The 16,163-nt window shown below is 65.5% G+C and carries 17 protein-coding genes; 7 read left to right on the forward strand and 10 right to left on the reverse strand.

Features of this window, described 5'->3' with window-relative positions; all coding sequences use genetic code 11:
• Positions 1-7: 7 nt before the first annotated feature.
• Entirely contained in the window at positions 8-1,471 is a 1,464-nt protein-coding gene (locus tag R2N16_RS00915) for an aminotransferase-like domain-containing protein (RefSeq protein WP_316663627.1), read from the reverse strand.
• A gap of 208 nt (positions 1,472-1,679) precedes the next feature.
• Between R2N16_RS00915 and R2N16_RS00920 the strand changes: the two genes are divergently transcribed.
• Positions 1,680-2,021, forward strand: a complete 342-nt coding sequence (locus R2N16_RS00920; protein ID WP_316663628.1) for a hypothetical protein — start codon at positions 1,680-1,682, stop codon at positions 2,019-2,021.
• 16 nt (positions 2,022-2,037) lie between these two features.
• Here the strand turns inward: R2N16_RS00920 and R2N16_RS00925 are convergent, their stop codons facing one another.
• Entirely contained in the window at positions 2,038-2,241 is a 204-nt protein-coding gene (locus R2N16_RS00925; protein ID WP_316663629.1) for a hypothetical protein, read from the reverse strand.
• The gene (locus R2N16_RS00930; RefSeq protein ID WP_316663630.1) at positions 2,238-2,609 is read right to left on the reverse strand and encodes a hypothetical protein; all 372 of its coding nucleotides are present in this window, start codon (positions 2,607-2,609) and stop codon (positions 2,238-2,240) included. Before R2N16_RS00930 ends, R2N16_RS00925 begins: the two co-directional genes overlap by 4 nt.
• Positions 2,610-3,075: 466 nt before the next feature.
• Between R2N16_RS00930 and R2N16_RS00935 the strand changes: the two genes are divergently transcribed.
• Positions 3,076-3,708 (forward strand): hypothetical protein, encoded by a 633-nt coding sequence (locus tag R2N16_RS00935; RefSeq protein ID WP_316663632.1) that lies wholly within the window; start codon positions 3,076-3,078, stop codon positions 3,706-3,708.
• Positions 3,709-3,758: 50 nt separating this feature from the next.
• Here the strand turns inward: R2N16_RS00935 and R2N16_RS00940 are convergent, their stop codons facing one another.
• The 3 genes from R2N16_RS00940 to R2N16_RS00950 form a co-directional block, all read right to left on the reverse strand.
• Positions 3,759-5,966, reverse strand: coding sequence for a TonB-dependent receptor (locus R2N16_RS00940; RefSeq protein ID WP_316663634.1), 2,208 nt, complete (start codon positions 5,964-5,966; stop codon positions 3,759-3,761).
• A gap of 86 nt (positions 5,967-6,052) precedes the next feature.
• Complete coding sequence (locus R2N16_RS00945) at positions 6,053-6,430, reverse strand: hypothetical protein (protein ID WP_316663636.1); 378 nt, start codon at positions 6,428-6,430, stop codon at positions 6,053-6,055.
• A 155-nt stretch (positions 6,431-6,585) separates the two neighbouring features.
• Positions 6,586-7,572, reverse strand: coding sequence for a DUF6685 family protein (locus tag R2N16_RS00950; RefSeq protein ID WP_316663638.1), 987 nt, complete (start codon positions 7,570-7,572; stop codon positions 6,586-6,588).
• Positions 7,573-7,802: 230 nt separating this feature from the next.
• On the opposite strand from R2N16_RS00950, the gene R2N16_RS00955 reads away from it, so the two are divergent.
• Positions 7,803-7,976, forward strand: a complete 174-nt coding sequence (locus R2N16_RS00955) for a hypothetical protein (protein WP_316663639.1) — start codon at positions 7,803-7,805, stop codon at positions 7,974-7,976.
• 17 nt (positions 7,977-7,993) lie between these two features.
• On the opposite strand, the gene R2N16_RS00960 is transcribed toward R2N16_RS00955, so the two are convergent.
• Positions 7,994-9,208 carry a cyclic di-GMP phosphodiesterase gene (locus R2N16_RS00960; RefSeq protein WP_316663640.1) on the reverse strand — a complete coding sequence of 405 codons (1,215 nt, stop codon included), beginning with the start codon at positions 9,206-9,208 and terminating at the stop codon, positions 7,994-7,996.
• 343 nt (positions 9,209-9,551) lie between these two features.
• On the opposite strand from R2N16_RS00960, the gene R2N16_RS00965 reads away from it, so the two are divergent.
• Positions 9,552-9,893 carry a hypothetical protein gene (locus tag R2N16_RS00965; RefSeq protein WP_316663641.1) on the forward strand — a complete coding sequence of 114 codons (342 nt, stop codon included), beginning with the start codon at positions 9,552-9,554 and terminating at the stop codon, positions 9,891-9,893.
• 67 nt (positions 9,894-9,960) lie between these two features.
• Here R2N16_RS00965 and R2N16_RS00970 read toward each other — a convergent pair whose 3' ends face one another.
• The 3 genes from R2N16_RS00970 to R2N16_RS00980 all read right to left on the reverse strand — a co-directional run bounded on the left by R2N16_RS00970 (position 9,961) and on the right by R2N16_RS00980 (position 12,989).
• Positions 9,961-10,476: a MarR family winged helix-turn-helix transcriptional regulator gene (locus tag R2N16_RS00970; RefSeq protein ID WP_316663642.1), complete on the reverse strand. Its 516-nt coding sequence runs from the start codon at positions 10,474-10,476 to the stop codon at positions 9,961-9,963.
• 73 nt (positions 10,477-10,549) lie between these two features.
• Positions 10,550-11,683, reverse strand: coding sequence for an ABC transporter substrate-binding protein (locus R2N16_RS00975; RefSeq protein ID WP_316663643.1), 1,134 nt, complete (start codon positions 11,681-11,683; stop codon positions 10,550-10,552).
• 40 nt (positions 11,684-11,723) lie between these two features.
• The gene (locus R2N16_RS00980; protein WP_316663644.1) at positions 11,724-12,989 is read right to left on the reverse strand and encodes a flavin-dependent oxidoreductase; all 1,266 of its coding nucleotides are present in this window, start codon (positions 12,987-12,989) and stop codon (positions 11,724-11,726) included.
• A 177-nt stretch (positions 12,990-13,166) separates the two neighbouring features.
• Between R2N16_RS00980 and R2N16_RS00985 the strand changes: the two genes are divergently transcribed.
• From R2N16_RS00985 to R2N16_RS00995, 3 genes are read left to right on the forward strand one after another with little or no spacing between them, the layout of a single operon-like run.
• Positions 13,167-13,889 carry a GntR family transcriptional regulator gene (locus tag R2N16_RS00985; protein ID WP_316663645.1) on the forward strand — a complete coding sequence of 241 codons (723 nt, stop codon included), beginning with the start codon at positions 13,167-13,169 and terminating at the stop codon, positions 13,887-13,889.
• Positions 13,890-13,944: 55 nt separating this feature from the next.
• A complete protein-coding gene (locus tag R2N16_RS00990) occupies positions 13,945-14,622 on the forward strand; it encodes a DUF2848 domain-containing protein (RefSeq protein WP_316663646.1) in 678 nt (225 codons plus the stop codon).
• A gap of 27 nt (positions 14,623-14,649) precedes the next feature.
• A complete protein-coding gene (locus tag R2N16_RS00995) occupies positions 14,650-16,011 on the forward strand; it encodes an amidase (RefSeq protein ID WP_316663647.1) in 1,362 nt (453 codons plus the stop codon).
• The last annotated feature ends 152 nt before the right edge of the window (positions 16,012-16,163 follow it).

Genomic DNA, 16,163 nt, shown 5'->3' on the forward strand with positions numbered 1-16,163 from the left:
CCATCGGTCAGCGCTCGGCCAGTTCCTGTGTGAGCTGGCCGAGCGTGGCCAGCGCGGCTTCCAGGTTGGCCGAAGGCGGCAGCCCGAAGCAGATGCGGAAGTAGTGATCGAAGCGGTTCAGGTTCGAAAACATCGTCCCCGGCGCAATGCGGATGCCCTGCGCCAGCGCCGCATCGAACAAGTCCATTGACGACACGTTGGGTGGCAGTTCCACCCACATCGCCAACCCGCCGGTCGGCACCGACAACCGCGTGCCGGCAGGAAAGCACCCCGCAATCGATTCGGCCATGCGCTCGCGCTGCTCGCGCAACGTCTGACGCAGCGTGCGCAGGTGCCGGTCATACGCACCTGAGGCAATAAAGCGCCCCGCCAGCACCTGCGACCACGAATCGTTCGGCCGCGACTGCGCAAACTTCAACATCTGCACGCGCCCCTGCCAGCGGCCGGCAGCCATCCAGCCCAGGCGCAGCCCGGGCGCCAGCACCTTGCTCAATGACGCGCAATAGATGACGTTGCCCGTGCGGTCCCACGCCTTGAGAGCCTTCAGCGGCGTGGGGCTGTCGCCCAGCGCGCTGTAGGTATCGTCTTCAATCAGGGCGATGCGGTTGGCGTCGCAAAAGGCCGCCATGCGCCGCTTGGCGGCGTCCGGCATGATGCTGCCCAGCGGGTTCTGCAGGTTCGGCACCACGACCACGGCGCGGATGTTGCCGTACGCCTGCACCGCCATCTCCAGTGCTTCGAGCGACATACCGGTGCGCGGGCTGGTAGGAATTTCCACCGCACGTAGGCCCAAGCTTTCCAGCACTTGCAACAACCCGTAGTAGGTGGGTGACTCCACCGCCACCGTGTCGCCTGGCTGCGCCACCGCCCGCAATGCCAGGTTCACCGCCTCGATACAGCCGTGCGTGACGATCACGTCGTCCGGCGCGATCTGCACGCCCATGTCGAGCGCACGGCGCGCCACGGCAGTCTGCAATTCGGGATGGCCATTCGGGATGACCGCCTGCGTCAGCAGCAACGGATACCGCCGCAGCACCTGCGATGCAATCCGGTTGAGCGCTGCCGACGGATACAGCGTGGCTGCTCCGCTCGCCCCCGACAGATCGACATGTACCGGTGCCTGCTGCCCGCGCGCCACGATGGCCGACACGCGCGCATGCACGCCCACGTAAGCGGCGGGATCGGGCGTGGAGACTTCGGGTTCCTTGACCGGCGCCAGCAAGGCGCGGCGCGGCTGGCGCACAAAGTAGCCCGAGCGCTCGCGCGCTTCCAGCCAGCCTTCTGCCTCCAGATGGCGGCACACCTGCAACGCGGTCGACAGACTCACCGCGTGCGTTCGCATCAGCGTGCGCACCGACGGCATGCGCTCGCCGGGCGCCAACACGCCGCTGCGGATCGCGCCGAGGTAATGATCGGCAAGCGTCCGGTACAGCGGCTGCGCAGGTGGGGGAGTCAACTCGGTGACGGACATGGCGACGGGTGGGCGGCGACAGGCGGCAGGCAGAGGTGTCCGGCACATCATGCCGGCAAGACCGCAACCGCAACAGATACAGACGACATCAAACTGTACCGGAACAGATTGTCACAAGAGCGCGGCTGTTGCGCGGCACATTGCCGGTTCTGTGTCTGTTGGGAGTAGGGCCGCGCGCCTACGCTGGAGCCATGCTCAGGAGATCGACATGACCGCAAAGACACCTGCATCCGAACCCGAATGGCTGGCGCTTGGTGCCGGCCAGATGGGCCTGCACTGGCTGGCCGCCGGAACCACACTCGTGGCGCTGGAAGGCAGCTTGCGCCTCGAACCACCACCGCGCTGGGGCACCGCGGTACATCACACGCTCAGCGCGGGCCACGCGCATGTGCTGGAAACCTCCGGATGGTGGCACCTGCATGCCGATGCGCGCAGGGGCGCGCACTTGCGCGTCGTCGTGCCGGTGCTGGGCACGCCGCGCCCGGCATGGCCAGCCATGTGGCGTTGGTTGGCAAACTGGATTCAGCCGCGCCAGACATCGCGCGGCTGAAGTGACGATGCCCCTATTAGCGCCGCTCGCCCGGCTTTGGCTGCGTCACGCCAGGACGCTTCCCGTCGTCCGCGTGGATGGACGCACTCTCGAAGTCACCCGGGTCTTCCTCGCCTACGCTGCTTTCGCTCGGGATGGCCGGCACGACGGGCTTGGCGGTGGCGTCACCCGAAGGTGCCTTGGCTTTGTCGTCGCCAGGAGGCATCTTGGTAGCGCTCATGGCTGCTTCCGACTGTTCTGGTGCTGCCCCAGGCGCTGCTGATTTTGCGGCAATTGCCCTTCTTGTGCCGCGGCACGGCCATCCTCGGCGGGGCCTTGCATCGGGCGCTTCGCCGAGGGGTCGGTGCCGTGCTGCATTGAAGTGCGCGCGGCGCGGTCGGATTCAGCGCGCGCCTTGTCTGCACCACGCCGTTGCTGCGCTTGCGCGTTGGGCTCGCTCTTCTTGCTTTCGCTCCGTCGTTCTTCCGCTTTGCCTCCCGCTTTGCCTCCCGATTGAGCATCGGCCTTGTGCGGTTGCTGTGTATGTTGCTTCATCATCAGCCTCCTGATTCGGTTACGGACGATCCGCCCGCCCTCAACACGACGCAACGAGCGTGCCGCCGGACGGGCACGAACCCGTCATACGCGAAGGCGGCGACCTGATGCCCGAGGCCATACACGACGTCCATCACCCCGAAGTCGACACACCGATCGACGACGAGAACTTCGAACACGCCACGGGCCTGGCCGGTGAAAACGATGACGCCGATGCCCCCGACGCCGTCGACCTGGATGAAGCGCCAATCGACCCGAAGCCGGCAGCCGCGATGTGCCGGTACACTCGCTCACCGGGGGCGGCACGGACTGGTCTGACAACATGCGCCGCAGCCGCCCCACGTACAAGGGCAAGCGCGTGCCGGGCCAGCATCGCGGCTAAGCCGAACCGGATGCATGCGGACCGCGCCTGCACACCGGCGCGGTCCGGTCTAGACTGGCGGCGGACCAGTCCTCGAGCACATGCGCTCTGCGCTGGCCCGCCGCGCCCACGCTGGGCGAACTTAAAGCCCCCTGCCCAATGACCCGACTCCGTTTTTCTGCTCGTGCCGCTGCAGTTGTCACCGCTGTGACAGCGCTCTTCCCGCTGGCCGCGTCCGCACAAAGTACCGCTGCGCCCACGCGCGTGCGCGCCACCATCAATGCCGTTCACAGCACCGCTGTCGATGTGACCGACGCCTCCGGCAACAAAGCCACTGTGACGCTGCCGGTGGACCTCAGCGTCACCCAGGTCGCGCCGATTGAACCGTCGGCCATTCGTGCTGGCAGCTATATCGGCACGGCGGCCGTCAAGCAGCCGGACGGCACGTTGCGTGCGCTGGAAGTCCACGTGTTTCCGGAAGCCATGCGCGGCACCGGCGACGGCCACCGCCCCTACGACATGGGCCCCGACAGCAGCATGACCAACGGCACGGTCGAACAGGCAGGCGCCGTCACCAGCGCGCAGGGCCGTACGCTGTCGGTCAAATACAAGGATGGGGAGCAGCGCATCGTCGTGCCGCCGCAAGTGCCGATCGTGACCTTCGAACCGGGTCGGCGCGACGACCTGAAAGCCGGCGCGCACGTCGTCATGTTCGTGCGCGCTGATGCGCAAGGCACGCTGGTCGCCCAGCGCGTGCTGGTCGGCAAGGACGGGATGGTCCCACCGATGTGATGGTGGTGTGATGGAAGATCGGGCCAGCCTCATGCGCTGGCCCGATATGCTTAGAACGGCTTGCTGAGCGACAACAGGAACGTACGGCGCGGCGCAAACTGCGGCGCACCCACGCCGATGCCCGTGCCGTCACGCAGTTGGTAGCTGCGATCGAAGATGTTCAGCACGGTCAGGCGGGTCTTGAACTTGCCCAGCATCGGCAGGTTGAAGTCGCGGGCAGCGCCCACGTTCATCTGCCAGTAGGCCGGCAGGTGCTCGGTATTGGCGAAGCCGTTGCGCAAGCCCGTACCGAACAGCACGTCGCTCGTATAAGTGGTGCCGGAATACCGATACGACATGCCGGCCGACGCGGTCAGGCGCTGGTCGTGATCGAGGTTGACCCAATGGTTGTTGATGTAGGCCAATTCGTCGGCATCGAAGTTGAACTGGCCGGTCTCAATGCCCTTGCCCTGCGCACGCGACACGGCCAGATTCAGGTACGCCCCGAAGTTGCCGTTGCGATAGTTCGCGCTGCCTTCCAGCCCGTAGATCCGGCCACGCTCGTAGTTGAACGCCGAGTACAGCAGCGCATTGCCGAACTGCCCTTCGTCCTGCAGGTGGCGCACGTCGCGGTAATACGCGTCCAGACCCAGCGTCAGATGCGGCGTGAGCTGGTGCGAAATTCCCAGATCAAAGTAGTTCGAACGCTCCGACTTGACGGCCGTGTTGGCGTCCGACGGCAGCGCGTTGGTCGTGCCGGCAAAGGCCTGCACCGACGTGGTATCGAACTTCTCCGTGGGCGGCGGCGTGAAGTAACGCGCGTAGCCGGCATGCACGCGGGTGCGCGGCGTCAGGTCATACGTCAGGCCCAGGCGCGGGCTCAGTTGCTGCTCGCTGACGATGGTGTTGACGCGGTCGTAGCGCGCGCCGTAGTTGACGGTGAGCTTGTCGGTGGGCTTCCACTCGTCCTGCAAGTAGACGCCCATGGTCGTGCCGCTGCCGCTGTGGTTGTCGACGATGGTGAACGGTGTGGTGCTGGTCTGCGCGCCGGAGTCGTCGGCAGCGAACACGCTGGCGGAGTTGTTGGCCACATAGCGCTCGCGCTGCACGAACACGCCGGCACGCAGCGTGTGCTTGTCGGTGAGCTTGTAGCTCGCGTCGCCCTGCACACCGTAGGCCTCGTTGCGGCGCATGATGTCGGCAGCCACGCCGTTGTAGACCAGATCGCCAATCGGATCGGGCATGTAGTCGATGCGGCTTGCACGGCGGAACACCGACACCTGGTAGTCCAGCTTGGGCGACACCTTCTGCTGATACGTCAGGATCTGGAAGTCGGTCTTCTCGCGCTGATTGGCGTTGAGCGCTTCAGAGGCGGGCGGCACTGCCCCGTCCAGCGTGAATTGCGGCGTCAGCCCTGGGCGCGTCGGAATCTGGAAACGGCCGTTGGACGTGCCGAACATGAAGCTCACGCGGCTGTCGTTGTCGAGCAGGTACGACAGCATGCCGAACGACTTGTTTTGCGTGGTGTGGTCGTGCGTGGCGTTGCGGTTGCCCGTCGGGTTTTCAATACCGAGGTTGTTCTCGGCAAACACGCCCGAGAGGTAATAGCTGAAGCGGTCTTTCGTGCCCTGGATCTGCGCATTGACCTCGTGCGTGGCGTTGCTGCCCAGCACGGTGCCGATCTCCCCGCCAAAAGCCTTCGGCTCGCCATCCTCGTCGGTGGACGCGCCCTTGGTGGTGATGTCGACAATGCCGGCGGTACGGTAGCCGTACTGTGCCGGCAATGCGCCGGTCAGCACGTTGATCTGGTTGGCGAAGCGCGTGTCGAGCATCTGTCCGAAACCGCTGATCGGCTCGGGGACGATTACGCCATTGATGCGGTACTGCAGGTTCGAGTGATCCCCGCGCACATGCAGTTGACCGTAGGAATCCTGCACCACACCCGGCGCCTGCAGCAGCACCTGGTTCAGCGGCGTGGCATCGCCCAGCGGCAGGCGGGCGATGTCATCGGTGTCGAACTTGTAGACGGAGCTGCCGGTGTCCGGTGACAGCGCATTGCGTGCGGCGTCCAGGCGCTTGGCGCTGACGCGGGTTTCGCTGAGGTCGCGCACGTTGGTGGTGGCGGCCGGTTTGGGCTGTGCGGCGGGTGCCGTCGTAGCGGGCGTGGGGGCGGTGGAGGCCGGCGCCGTGGCTTCCTGGGCCAGCGCGGACACGGAGGCGACGGATGGCAAGACGGCGGCAAGCGCCATCACCAGCTTGCGGGGCTGGAACGGAATCATGAAAAACCTTTGAATCAAGCGGATGCGTTAAACAGCGGCCCGCGTATGCGTCAACACAACGCGCGAGCCGACGGGCAAGGCAGGAATCAAAGGCGGAATGGAGGATCGCGCGAACACACGGCCACCGGAAAGACCGGCGCGCCCGCATGAAAACCGATGCGCGGAAAGTGCCAGCGCCGCGTATGCGCCAGGCGCAGCGCCACCAGCATCGGCAAGGCAGCCGCCAGCGCGGCATAGGCGGCACACTGCAAGCAGGCGGCGTGCTCCTGCGCGGGCTGGCTGCGCTCCGCGCCGGCCGGCTTGGCCGTGGCAGCAACGGTGAACTCGGCCGCAGTCCCTTCGCTTAGTTCACTCCAATGCGAAAGCGCGTGTCGCAGCGCACCCTGCTGACCAAACAGCAGAAACACGGTCAGCAGGCAAGCCAGCCAACGCAGATGGAGGAAGGAGGAGCGGAAGGAACGCAAGGTCGGGCGCAGGTACAGCGCAGGTACAGGCGCACAATATCACCCGATATCGCACGCCCCAATGCAACTAAGTTGCGAATTCTGACACCAGCCGCCGGATTCAGCAATCCGTCAGGCGGAGGGACAGAACAACCCCCGAGCGTAGCGTCCCTGTATTACAAGCGTGTGTGGGCGAAGCCCGGCATGAGGCCCGTCGGCACGCCCAGGTTCGGCACCGGCACGCGCTTCCAGTTCGAGCGCGTCTTGCGGGCGGCCTCGGCGCGTTGCGCGGGCGCACCCACCTCGGTGGCATCGTGCAGGCTCGCAAGCCATGCGCCGTAGTCGAACCAGCCGTCGCGCACCAGTTGTTCACCCACGCAATTGGCAAAGCGATCGGACTTGGGCAGAAAGCACAGCTCAAAGCCTTCGGTTTCACGGCGGCCGTGCATCCAGCGATGCGGCACCTGGTGGCTGGCCAGCGCTTCCGACAAACGCGTGCCGTAGCGCTGCTGCCCTTGCCTGCGCGCGCCGATCACGTAAAAGCCATCCAGCAGCCGCCGCAGGCCCAGCGCGGAACGCGCGTGACGCACCTCGGCATCGACCAGCAGCTCGCGGTTTTGCGTACGCGCCTGCAACGCCAGCGCGGCGAAATGGTGTGCGCCCCATTCGTTCATGTAGAACAGCTCGCCGCCGGCAAAGTCGTAGGCGCGGAACACGTTGGCCTGATCTGCGTAGCGGAACACGTGGCGCCGGTTGGCGGCAAAGTCGGCATCCGTGCTGTGCGGAATGCGACGGCAATGCTGATGCGCAAACACCAGCATGCTCGGAAACGAATGCACCGAGCACGGCGACTGCGCCAGGCCCGTCACCGCGCGGATGTCGATCTTGCAGTGCTCGCGGCGCACGCCCACCAGCTGGCCCAGGTGGTGGTGCAGCTCGTCCACCCACTCGGCATGCGCCAGATGCTTGGGAAACAGTTGGTGCGCGGGTTCGGCAAGGCCGCCCTCCAACAGGAACGGCACGCTCTTGTGCCAGATATCGAGTTTCCAGTGCGACAGCGCATCGCTGGGCGTGCGATGGTGTGCAACAGATTGCGTGACATTGAAAGCGCGCGACTGGACGACCCAGTGCGACGCCGCATGCAGCAGATTGGAAACGTTCATGTCACCCCCCGGAAGACTGAATCGTTTGTTTGGCGGATTGCCGACGTCGCTCTGAATGTGTGGCGATTGTTCAGCAATGTAAAAACCAACGACTCAAACGTACCCCACTTTAGAGGGGTGTGCCATGAAGTTTGTTGAAGTCCGTGTTAAGAAAAATACACATGAAGCGTGGGGACTTGTCAGGCGCGAGACATGCTGGGAGAGAAGCATCCACCAATCGGGAGACCGCGATGCCTACCCAGCCAGGCCGTTCCGAAACCGATACGACGCAGCCGCCGGCACGCCCCGCGAGCCCGAAAGCCCAGCCGGAGCCGCCCAAGCGCAGGCCCGGCGGCCCACTGGTGCCGCGCGACACCCGTCCGAACCCAGCCGAGCAGAAAGAGCCGCCCGTGGAAGACCTGTGAACCCGTGAGCCGGCGGCTCAGACCAGGCACATGTCGGAGACTTCCTCGTCCGACAAACCCCAGGTGGTGGCGTCTTCCACGGTGACGATGGAATCGTCGGACTTGCCCAGACTGATGCGCTCGGGGCGCACGCGCGTCTTGGTGTTGCCCGAATAGAAAACGACCACATCCGGCTTGAGCGCAGACGCCTCGTTCTGGTGGACCACCACGCCCAGCCGGTTGGTGCGCAGTTTGACGAGCGTCCCCACCGGGTAAATGCCCACGCTACGCGTGAATGCCTGGAACACGGTCCGATCGAACTGGGTGTCGGTACGCGCCATCATGTATTTCAGCGCCTGCGCGGGAGACCACGCATGGTGGTACGGGCTGCTCGACGTGAGTGTGTCGTACACGTCGCAGATAGCGCCCATCTTGGCCCACAGGCTGATGCTGTCGGCCTTCTGGGCGTCGGGGTAACCGCTGCCGTCAATGCGCTCGTGATGGTGCAGGCAGATCTCGCGCGCGATCTCGCTGAACTGGCCGGTGCCCTGCAGCAGGTGATGGCCGCCCACGGCGTGGGTCTGCAGCAGCGCGAGTTCGTCCTTGGTGAGCGCGGTACTCTTGTCGAGCAGCGTGCGCGGCATGGCGGATTTGCCGATGTCGTGCACCAGTCCGCCCAGCCCGCATTCGCGAATCTCGTCTTCAGGCAGGCCAAGCGTCTTGGCCAGCGCCACCATCAGCGCGCAAACGGCAAACGAGTGCAGGTAGGTGTAGTCGTCCTTGTTCTTCAGCCGCGCCAGGGCAATCAGCGCGTAGGAGTTGCGTGCCAGCGAGTTCGACACATCGTCCACCAGCAACAGCGCCTTTTCGGTTTCCAGTGCGCGGCCCATGCGGGCTTCGGAAAACATGTGGCCCAGCGTCGCCTTGCCGTTTTGCATCAGCTGCTGCGCGTGCTTCCACTCTTCCTTGAGCGACGTTGGCGTGATCGGCGGCCGCGCGGCCAGGGTCTCGCGCGTGAGCGGCTCGGGCGCGGGCGCCGGGGCCGGGGTGGGCATCAGCGTCTCGGCCATGACGTCCTCGCCGCGCTCGGGGTCGATCCAGATCTCGGTGATACCCGCCTTGCGGATGTCGTCAATCTGGCCCTGGTGCGACAACTGGAATTGCGCTCGCCAGAACGGATGCTTGAGCCAGGACCCGCCCAGCTTCATCACAAACATGCCGACCCGCAATTGGCTCGCATCGATTCGCTTCATACCCTGCCTACCTCGGCTCGAAGTCCGGTTTTTTGATTGAATGAGGGGAGCGGCGTGCCAGCCGACACTGGCTCGTGTTTCGCAGTCTAGGCGCTTTATGCTGGTGGATGCTCTGGTCCATCAGCGCGCCAAACCGCGCTTGGCTTATCGGCAAGCCTGAGCAAAACTTGAGACGGATGTGGATTGTGCGGCGCGCGGCATACCGCAGCCTCGGCAAGCAAACGCCGGAACACTGGCTGTGGCGGCGGTCGAATCAAACAGGGGATGCGTCAAGACCCTCGCCTGTCGGGCTGGCGGCCCGGCGCGGGAGGGGTACACTAGACTTCAAGGATGCGCATCCGATATGACTCAAGATCCCACCTCTCAACGCAAGCAGCAGAACGCCGATGACTTCGCGCTCAACCGCGACGCCATCCGGTGGCTCGCGTCCCTGCCCGACCAGGTGCGGCCCATCCAACTCGGCCGGAAATTTCCGCGCATCATCAATACAATTGCCGCCAAGTGGGCGGATTTCATCGGCTGCCGGCGCTACCTGAACAGCCTGCAGATTGACGACCGCGGTGGCCGCCAGGGCTTTCCGTTCGAAATCGTCCAGGAAATCTGCGCGCTGCGCGAATACTTCGATTCGCTGTACCCGCCGGACAAGGACCTCTGGCAGAAGGCCATCGACGCGAACAAGCGCTGAAGCGCTCGCACCCAAGCAAAGCGGCCCACATCCGGGCCGCTTGTCATTTGGGGGCACGGCTTGCAGATCAGGAAGCGGAATTCGGCCCCGATGCCAGCTTGTTGAGCAGCGCCAGCAGCGTCTGCCGCTCATCCGTCGAAAGATGGGCGGTCACGCGGGCGTCGTGCGCGGTGACGGCCCGGGTGATTTCGTCGAGGGTGGTCGCACCCTTGGCGGTCAGCACGAGCCGGAACGCGCGCTTGTCCTTGGGCGCGGGCTGGCGCTCGACCATGCCCATGTCTTCCAGCGTATCGACCAGCAGCACCGCACCGGAGCGCGCCACGCCCAGGATGTTGGCCAGCTCGGTCAGCTTGAGGTTGGGGTTGTGCGCGATCACGGTCATGGCCGAGAAGCGCGGCGGCGTGATGTTCCACGTCTGCAGCGAGCGCACGAAATCTTCGTAGATGTGCAGTTGCGCGCGGCGCACCGCATAGCCGACCAGCCCATCGAGCGCGCCATACTCCACGTCCGCCAGATGCGGGTTGAAGTGCCCCGAAGGGGCCACGGCGGGGTACAGGTCGTCGGCTTTGGGCGTACGCGGCATGGCGGTGTCGTTGGTGAAGGACCGTTAGATTATCGTCGGCGATGCGTCCGGCGGCCATGCACGCGCGGGCGTTTCAGTTCAACAGTTTCCATTTGCCGTGGTCAATGGTCAGCAGCACGCGGCCGCGCGCGTCAAAGCCGAAGTGATCCGTGGCCGTGTAGTTGAGCACGCCGTGCGAGACGACAATGTCGCGCTCCGATTCCAGCGCGTTCTTCAGCGCCTGGCGGAACTCGGGCGTGCCTGGCTTGGCCTTCTTGAGCGCCACCGGCACGATGCGCTGGAGCACCTGCAGCGCATCCCACGTGTGGGCGCCGAACTGCGTGCGCGTGTCGGGGCCGTTGGCCTTCTCATAGCGCGTCACATAGTCGAGCGCGGTCTTCTTGCTCGGGTGGCTGTCGGGCAATTGCTCCGCCACGATCACCGGGCCTGCCGGCAAGATGGCCCCATCGACGGTCTTGCCTCCAATGCGGATCAGGTCTTTTGTTGCTGCGCCGTGCGTCTGGTAGATCGGCCCCGCGTAACCGCGATCGCGCAACGCGGTGTGCGGCAGCGCAGCGCCAGTGCCTGCGCCGGCCACGAGGATCGCATCAGGCTTGATGCTGACCAGCTTGGCGACCTGCCCTGTCACGCTGGTATCTGCGCGGGCATAGCGTTCCACGTCGACGATCTTGATGCCGCGCGGCGTGGCGGCGGCGGTGAAATCCTTCAGCCAGCTCTCGCCGTACGCGTCGGCAAAGCCGATGAAGCCGACGTTCTTGACGCCAGACGCAGCCATGCGCGCGGCAATCGCCTCGGCCATCAGCGAGATCGGCTGGGCAAGCCGATAGGTCCAATCGCCCTTGCCCGGCTTCAGCTCGACCGGCGCCAACGCCAGTTGCGGTGTGTGCGATTCGGTCGCGACTTCGGCAATCGCGATCGACGGTGCCACCGCGGATGAGCCAACGATGATGTCGACGTGATCTTCCGTCACCAGCTTGCGCGCCAGGCGCGTGCCGGTGCTCGGGTCGGAGGCGTCATCCACCACCACGAGGCGCAGCTTTTCACCGCCGATGGTGTCCGGATAGAACGCCAGTGAATTCTTCTGCGTGATGCCGAGCGATGCCGACGGCCCTGTGGTCGACAGGCTCACACCCACGACGATTTCGGCATGGGCAGCGCTGGCAAGCAACAGTGCAGCAGCGGCGCAGATGGTGCGGCGGATGGTCATAGGCCCCTCTTCTCTTCTGGCGTGTGAACGTATCGGTGTTTCAGGCACGGCCCGGCATGGGCGGCTGATCGCGCAGCGACTGCGGATCGAAGCCGGCCAGTTTTTTATAGCGCATCGCAATCCCCTCCAGCTCGGGGCGCGGGATCACATCGTCGATGCGCGCAAAGCCTTGGGGCGCGCGTTCATGCGCGAGCTGCATGACCTGCTCGGGCCCGTTGAGGCGGTTGCGCAGCACGATGCCCGCCGTGCGTGGCAGGCGATCGGCCTCGTACTCGCGCAGGGCAACGCCGGTGTCGCGCGTGGCCAGCAGGCAATCGACCAACGCGCGTGCATCGAGAATCGCCTGCGCGCTGCCGTTCGAGCCGATCGGATACATCGGATGCGCCGCGTCGCCCAGCAGCGTGACGCGGCCGAAGGTCCAGCGCGGTAGCGGGTCTTTGTCGACGAGCGGGAACTCGTACACGGCTTGCGCACCGTCGATCAAGGCTGGAATGTCGATCCAACTCCATTTCCAGTCGGCAAAGGCGCTGCGGAAGATGGCGCGGTCGACCTCGCGGTTCCAGTCGCTGCGCGGCGGGGCCTCGTCGGGCACGCGCAGTTCGGCAATCCAATTGATGCGTGAGCGGCCCTGCTGGCGTAGCGGTTCGGAGATCGGATAGGCGACGAACTTCTGGTCTTGATGGCCCGCCATGAACATGGTGCGGCCGTCGAGGTACGGCTCGGCTTCGGTGACGGCGCGCCACAGCATGCGGCCCGCAAACCGCGGCGCATCGCCCGTCGGGTAGAAGTGCCGGCGCACGGCAGAGTGGATGCCGTCGGCGCCGACCAGCACGTCGGCCGAGGATTCGACCACGGTGTCATTAGTGCGATCACGCAGCGTGAAACGCACGGGGCCGCCCTTCTCGCCCGTCGATTGCACAGCCTCGAAGCTGTGGCCAAGGCGGATGCAATCCGCACCGAGCCGCTCGGCCACGGCATCGGCCAGGGCCATCTGGAATTCGCCGCGGTGGATGGAGAACTGCGGCCAGTCGTAGCCCGCGGCCAGCCCGCGCGGCTCGTGCCAGATCGGCTGGCCGAAACGGTTGTAGTAAGCCAGCGCGGATGTACGAATCGCCAGCGCACTCAGCGTGTCTTCCAGCCCCAGCTCGCACAATTGGCGTGCCGCGTGCGGCAGCAGGTTGATACCCACGCCCAGCGGCCGCAGCGTCTGCACGGCCTCCCACACCTCAACCTCGAAACCTTGGCGCTCGGCCATCAACGCGAGCGTCAGGCCGCCGATGCCCGCCCCGATGATGGCGATCTTCATGGCTGTCTCCCTGAAATTTGTTGCAGTCTATAACGAATTTCAACGCCATCCCGCTGGCGGCATGTCAGGGCAAATACCTAGCGGAACACAGGCAAATGCGACGTGTTGCTCGCTTGACGCTCTGTGAGATATCACAATACCATCACTCGACTTTTACAAGATTTGAAGCCACCCCCAATGTCGCGTCCGATCAAGCTGGTTTCCGGTTCTGCCAAACCCGCGCCCGCATCTGCCCCGTTTGCCGTTGAGCCTGCCGCGCATGCGCCCAAAGGCGCTGCAATGCGTGAACTCGCCTACAACGAGATCAAACGCCGCATCATGGCGTGCGAATTCCGCCCCGGCGAGCCGCTCAACGAAGCGCAGCTCGGCGCGCTTCTGGGGCTGGGCCGCACGCCCATCCACCAGGCGCTGCATCGCCTGGAGGTGGAGGGGCTGGTGCAGATCCTGCCGCGCAAGGGCGTGCTGGTGACGCCGCTGTCGCTCAACGATGTGCTCGACATGATCGAGGTGCGCGCCACCAACGAGATTCTTTGCGTGACGCTGGCCGCCGAGCGCGCCCACCCGGCGGACTTTGAAGCCATGCGCGCCATCGTCGATGCGTCGCCCGCGCTGATCGAGCACCGCGACATTGCCGCGCTGGCCGCGCTCGACCTCAAGTTCCACCTTGCCATTTCCGCTGCCTCGCGCAACCGCGTGCTGGCCGAATTGCTGCGCGGCCTGCACGAGAAGCAGGCGCGCTTCTGGTTCCTCTCGCTGTCAGAACCGCAACACCTGCAGAACGTGTACGACGAGCACCTCGCCGTGCTCGATGCGCTGGAGCGCCGCGACGTGCCCGCTGCGCGCGAGGCTATTCGCGAGCACATCGACGAGTTCCGCCGCACGATCATCCGCACGCTCTGATCCCGATTCCCTTCCGTTCGCTTTTCCCGCTTCTACCGCTTCTACCGGATTCCGCATGACCACGCTGCACCTGAACCTGATCGGCCACGGCCCCATCGACGTGACCGTGGACCACCTTGTCATTGCCGGCTGGACCGGCCGCGATGCGCAAGCCGTTGAACACCACATTGCCGAACTGGAAGCCATTGGCGTAGCGCGTCCGACGCGCGTGCCGTGCTTCTATCGCGTATCGGCCTCGCTGCTGACCACCGACGCAAGCGTTGAGATTCCCGGCGCCGATTCGTCGGGTGAAGCGGAGTTCGTGCTGTATTCCACGCCGATGGGCCTGCTGGTCGGCATCGGTTCCGACCACACGGACCGCAAGGTCGAAGCGTATGGCGTGACGGTCTCCAAGCAGATGTGCGCCAAGCCCGTGAGCCGTGACGTGTGGCGCTTCGAAGCGCTGGCCGATCATTGGGACAGCCTGCAGATGAAGACCTGGCGCACCCGCGACGGCCAGACCGCGCTGTACCAGGAAGGCGGCGTCACGCGCATGCTCGACCCGCGCGACCTCATCCGCCGCTACACCGGCAACGATACGCTGCCTGTGGGCACCGCCATGTTCTGCGGCACGCAACCCATCATCGGCGAGCTTGGCTTTGGCGAAGCCTTCGACATGGCCCTGATCGACCCGGTGTCGGGAACCGAGTTGCGCCATCGCTATGCTGTCGACACGCTGCCTGTTGAAGGCTGACGCGCCCCACCCAACGGAGACCACCGCATGATGACGCCCCGCCCGAACATGATCCGCTCGCTGGCCGCTGAACTGGCTGCCGGCCGCACCACCAGCGTCGCGCTGACCGAAGCCGCGCTGGAGCGCGCCGAATCGCACCGCGCCGCCGGCGGTGCCGCCTATGTGAGCATCGACATGCAAGCCGCACTGGCCATGGCGCGCGCCGCCGATGCCGCGCGTGCGGCAGGCAACGTGCCCTCGCTGCTGGCAGGGTTGCCGGTGTCGATCAAGGATCTGTTTGACGTGGCCGGCCAAGTGACGGCAGCCGGTTCGCGCGCACTGGCCGATCAGCCGCGGGCGACTGCCGATGCTGCTGCCGTGGCACGCCTGCGTACGGCCGGAGCGGTGCTGCTCGGCCGCACTAACATGAGCGAATTCGCGTTCTCGGGTCTGGGCCTGAACCCACACTACGGCACACCGCGCACACCGGCGGATGGCGCGCGCGCGGCGGGCGGCTCCACGTCGGGCGGTGCCGTCACCGTTGCGGGCGGCATGGCCGTGGCGGCACTGGGCACGGACACCGGCGGCTCGATCCGCATTCCCTCGGCGTTCTGCAATCTGACCGGCTTCAAGCCCACCGCGCGCCGTGTGCCGATGGCGGGCGGCGTGCCGCTGTCCACGTCGCTCGATTCGGCCGGCCCCCTAGCCAACTCGGTCGACTGCTGCGCCATCGTCGATGCTGTGTTGAGCGCCACGCCTGACAACGGCGCGTTCGACACCACCGCCGTACCGCTGGCCGGGTTGCGTTTTGGTGTCACGCAGGACTTTGTGGGCGCGGACCTCGACAGCACCGTCGCCGTTGCATTCAACCGCGCGGTTGAACAACTCCAGCGTGCCGGCGCGCACATCGTGCGGTTCGAATTTCCCGAGCTGCTGCAACTGCCAGAGATCAACGGCGGTGGGGGCTTCTCGGCTGCGGAATCGTGGGCATGGCATCGCGCGCTGCTCGCGCGTGCCGAAGCACAGTACGACCCGCGCGTCGCCACGCGCATCCGCCGTGGTGAGCAGATGAGTGCGGCCGCGTACATCGACGTGATCGATGCACGCGCACGCGTGATCGCCGCCGCACGCAAACGCCTGAGCAACTTCGATGCATGGCTGATGCCGACGGTCGCCATCGTGCCGCCCGAGGTCGCGCCGCTCGAAGCCGATGACGCACAGTTCTTCCGCACCAACGCGCTCACGCTGCGTAATCCGAGCGTGATCAATTTCCTGGACGGCTGCGCGCTGACGCTGCCCGTACAGGCAGCCGGTGAACTGCCGGTCGGTCTGTCGCTCTGCGGTCTTGCCAACGATGACGCGCGCATCCTGCGCGTGGGCCGGGCGGTGGAGGCTGCCCTGCAGCGCTGATCGACTCGCCAGAACATTCCCCGCCTGCGTCCGGGCCGCGCAGGCGGTTCTCTAAGCCAAGTCAAAAGGCGCGCTACAGACGCGCCGGGCCCAACTCATGCCTGCGTTTCGTAAAAAGCAGCACAACGAAGCGCGGCGCCCTCACACGCTAT

This window comes from Ralstonia psammae (genome assembly GCF_958405935.1).
Taxonomy (GTDB): Bacteria; Pseudomonadota; Gammaproteobacteria; order Burkholderiales; family Burkholderiaceae; genus Ralstonia; species Ralstonia psammae.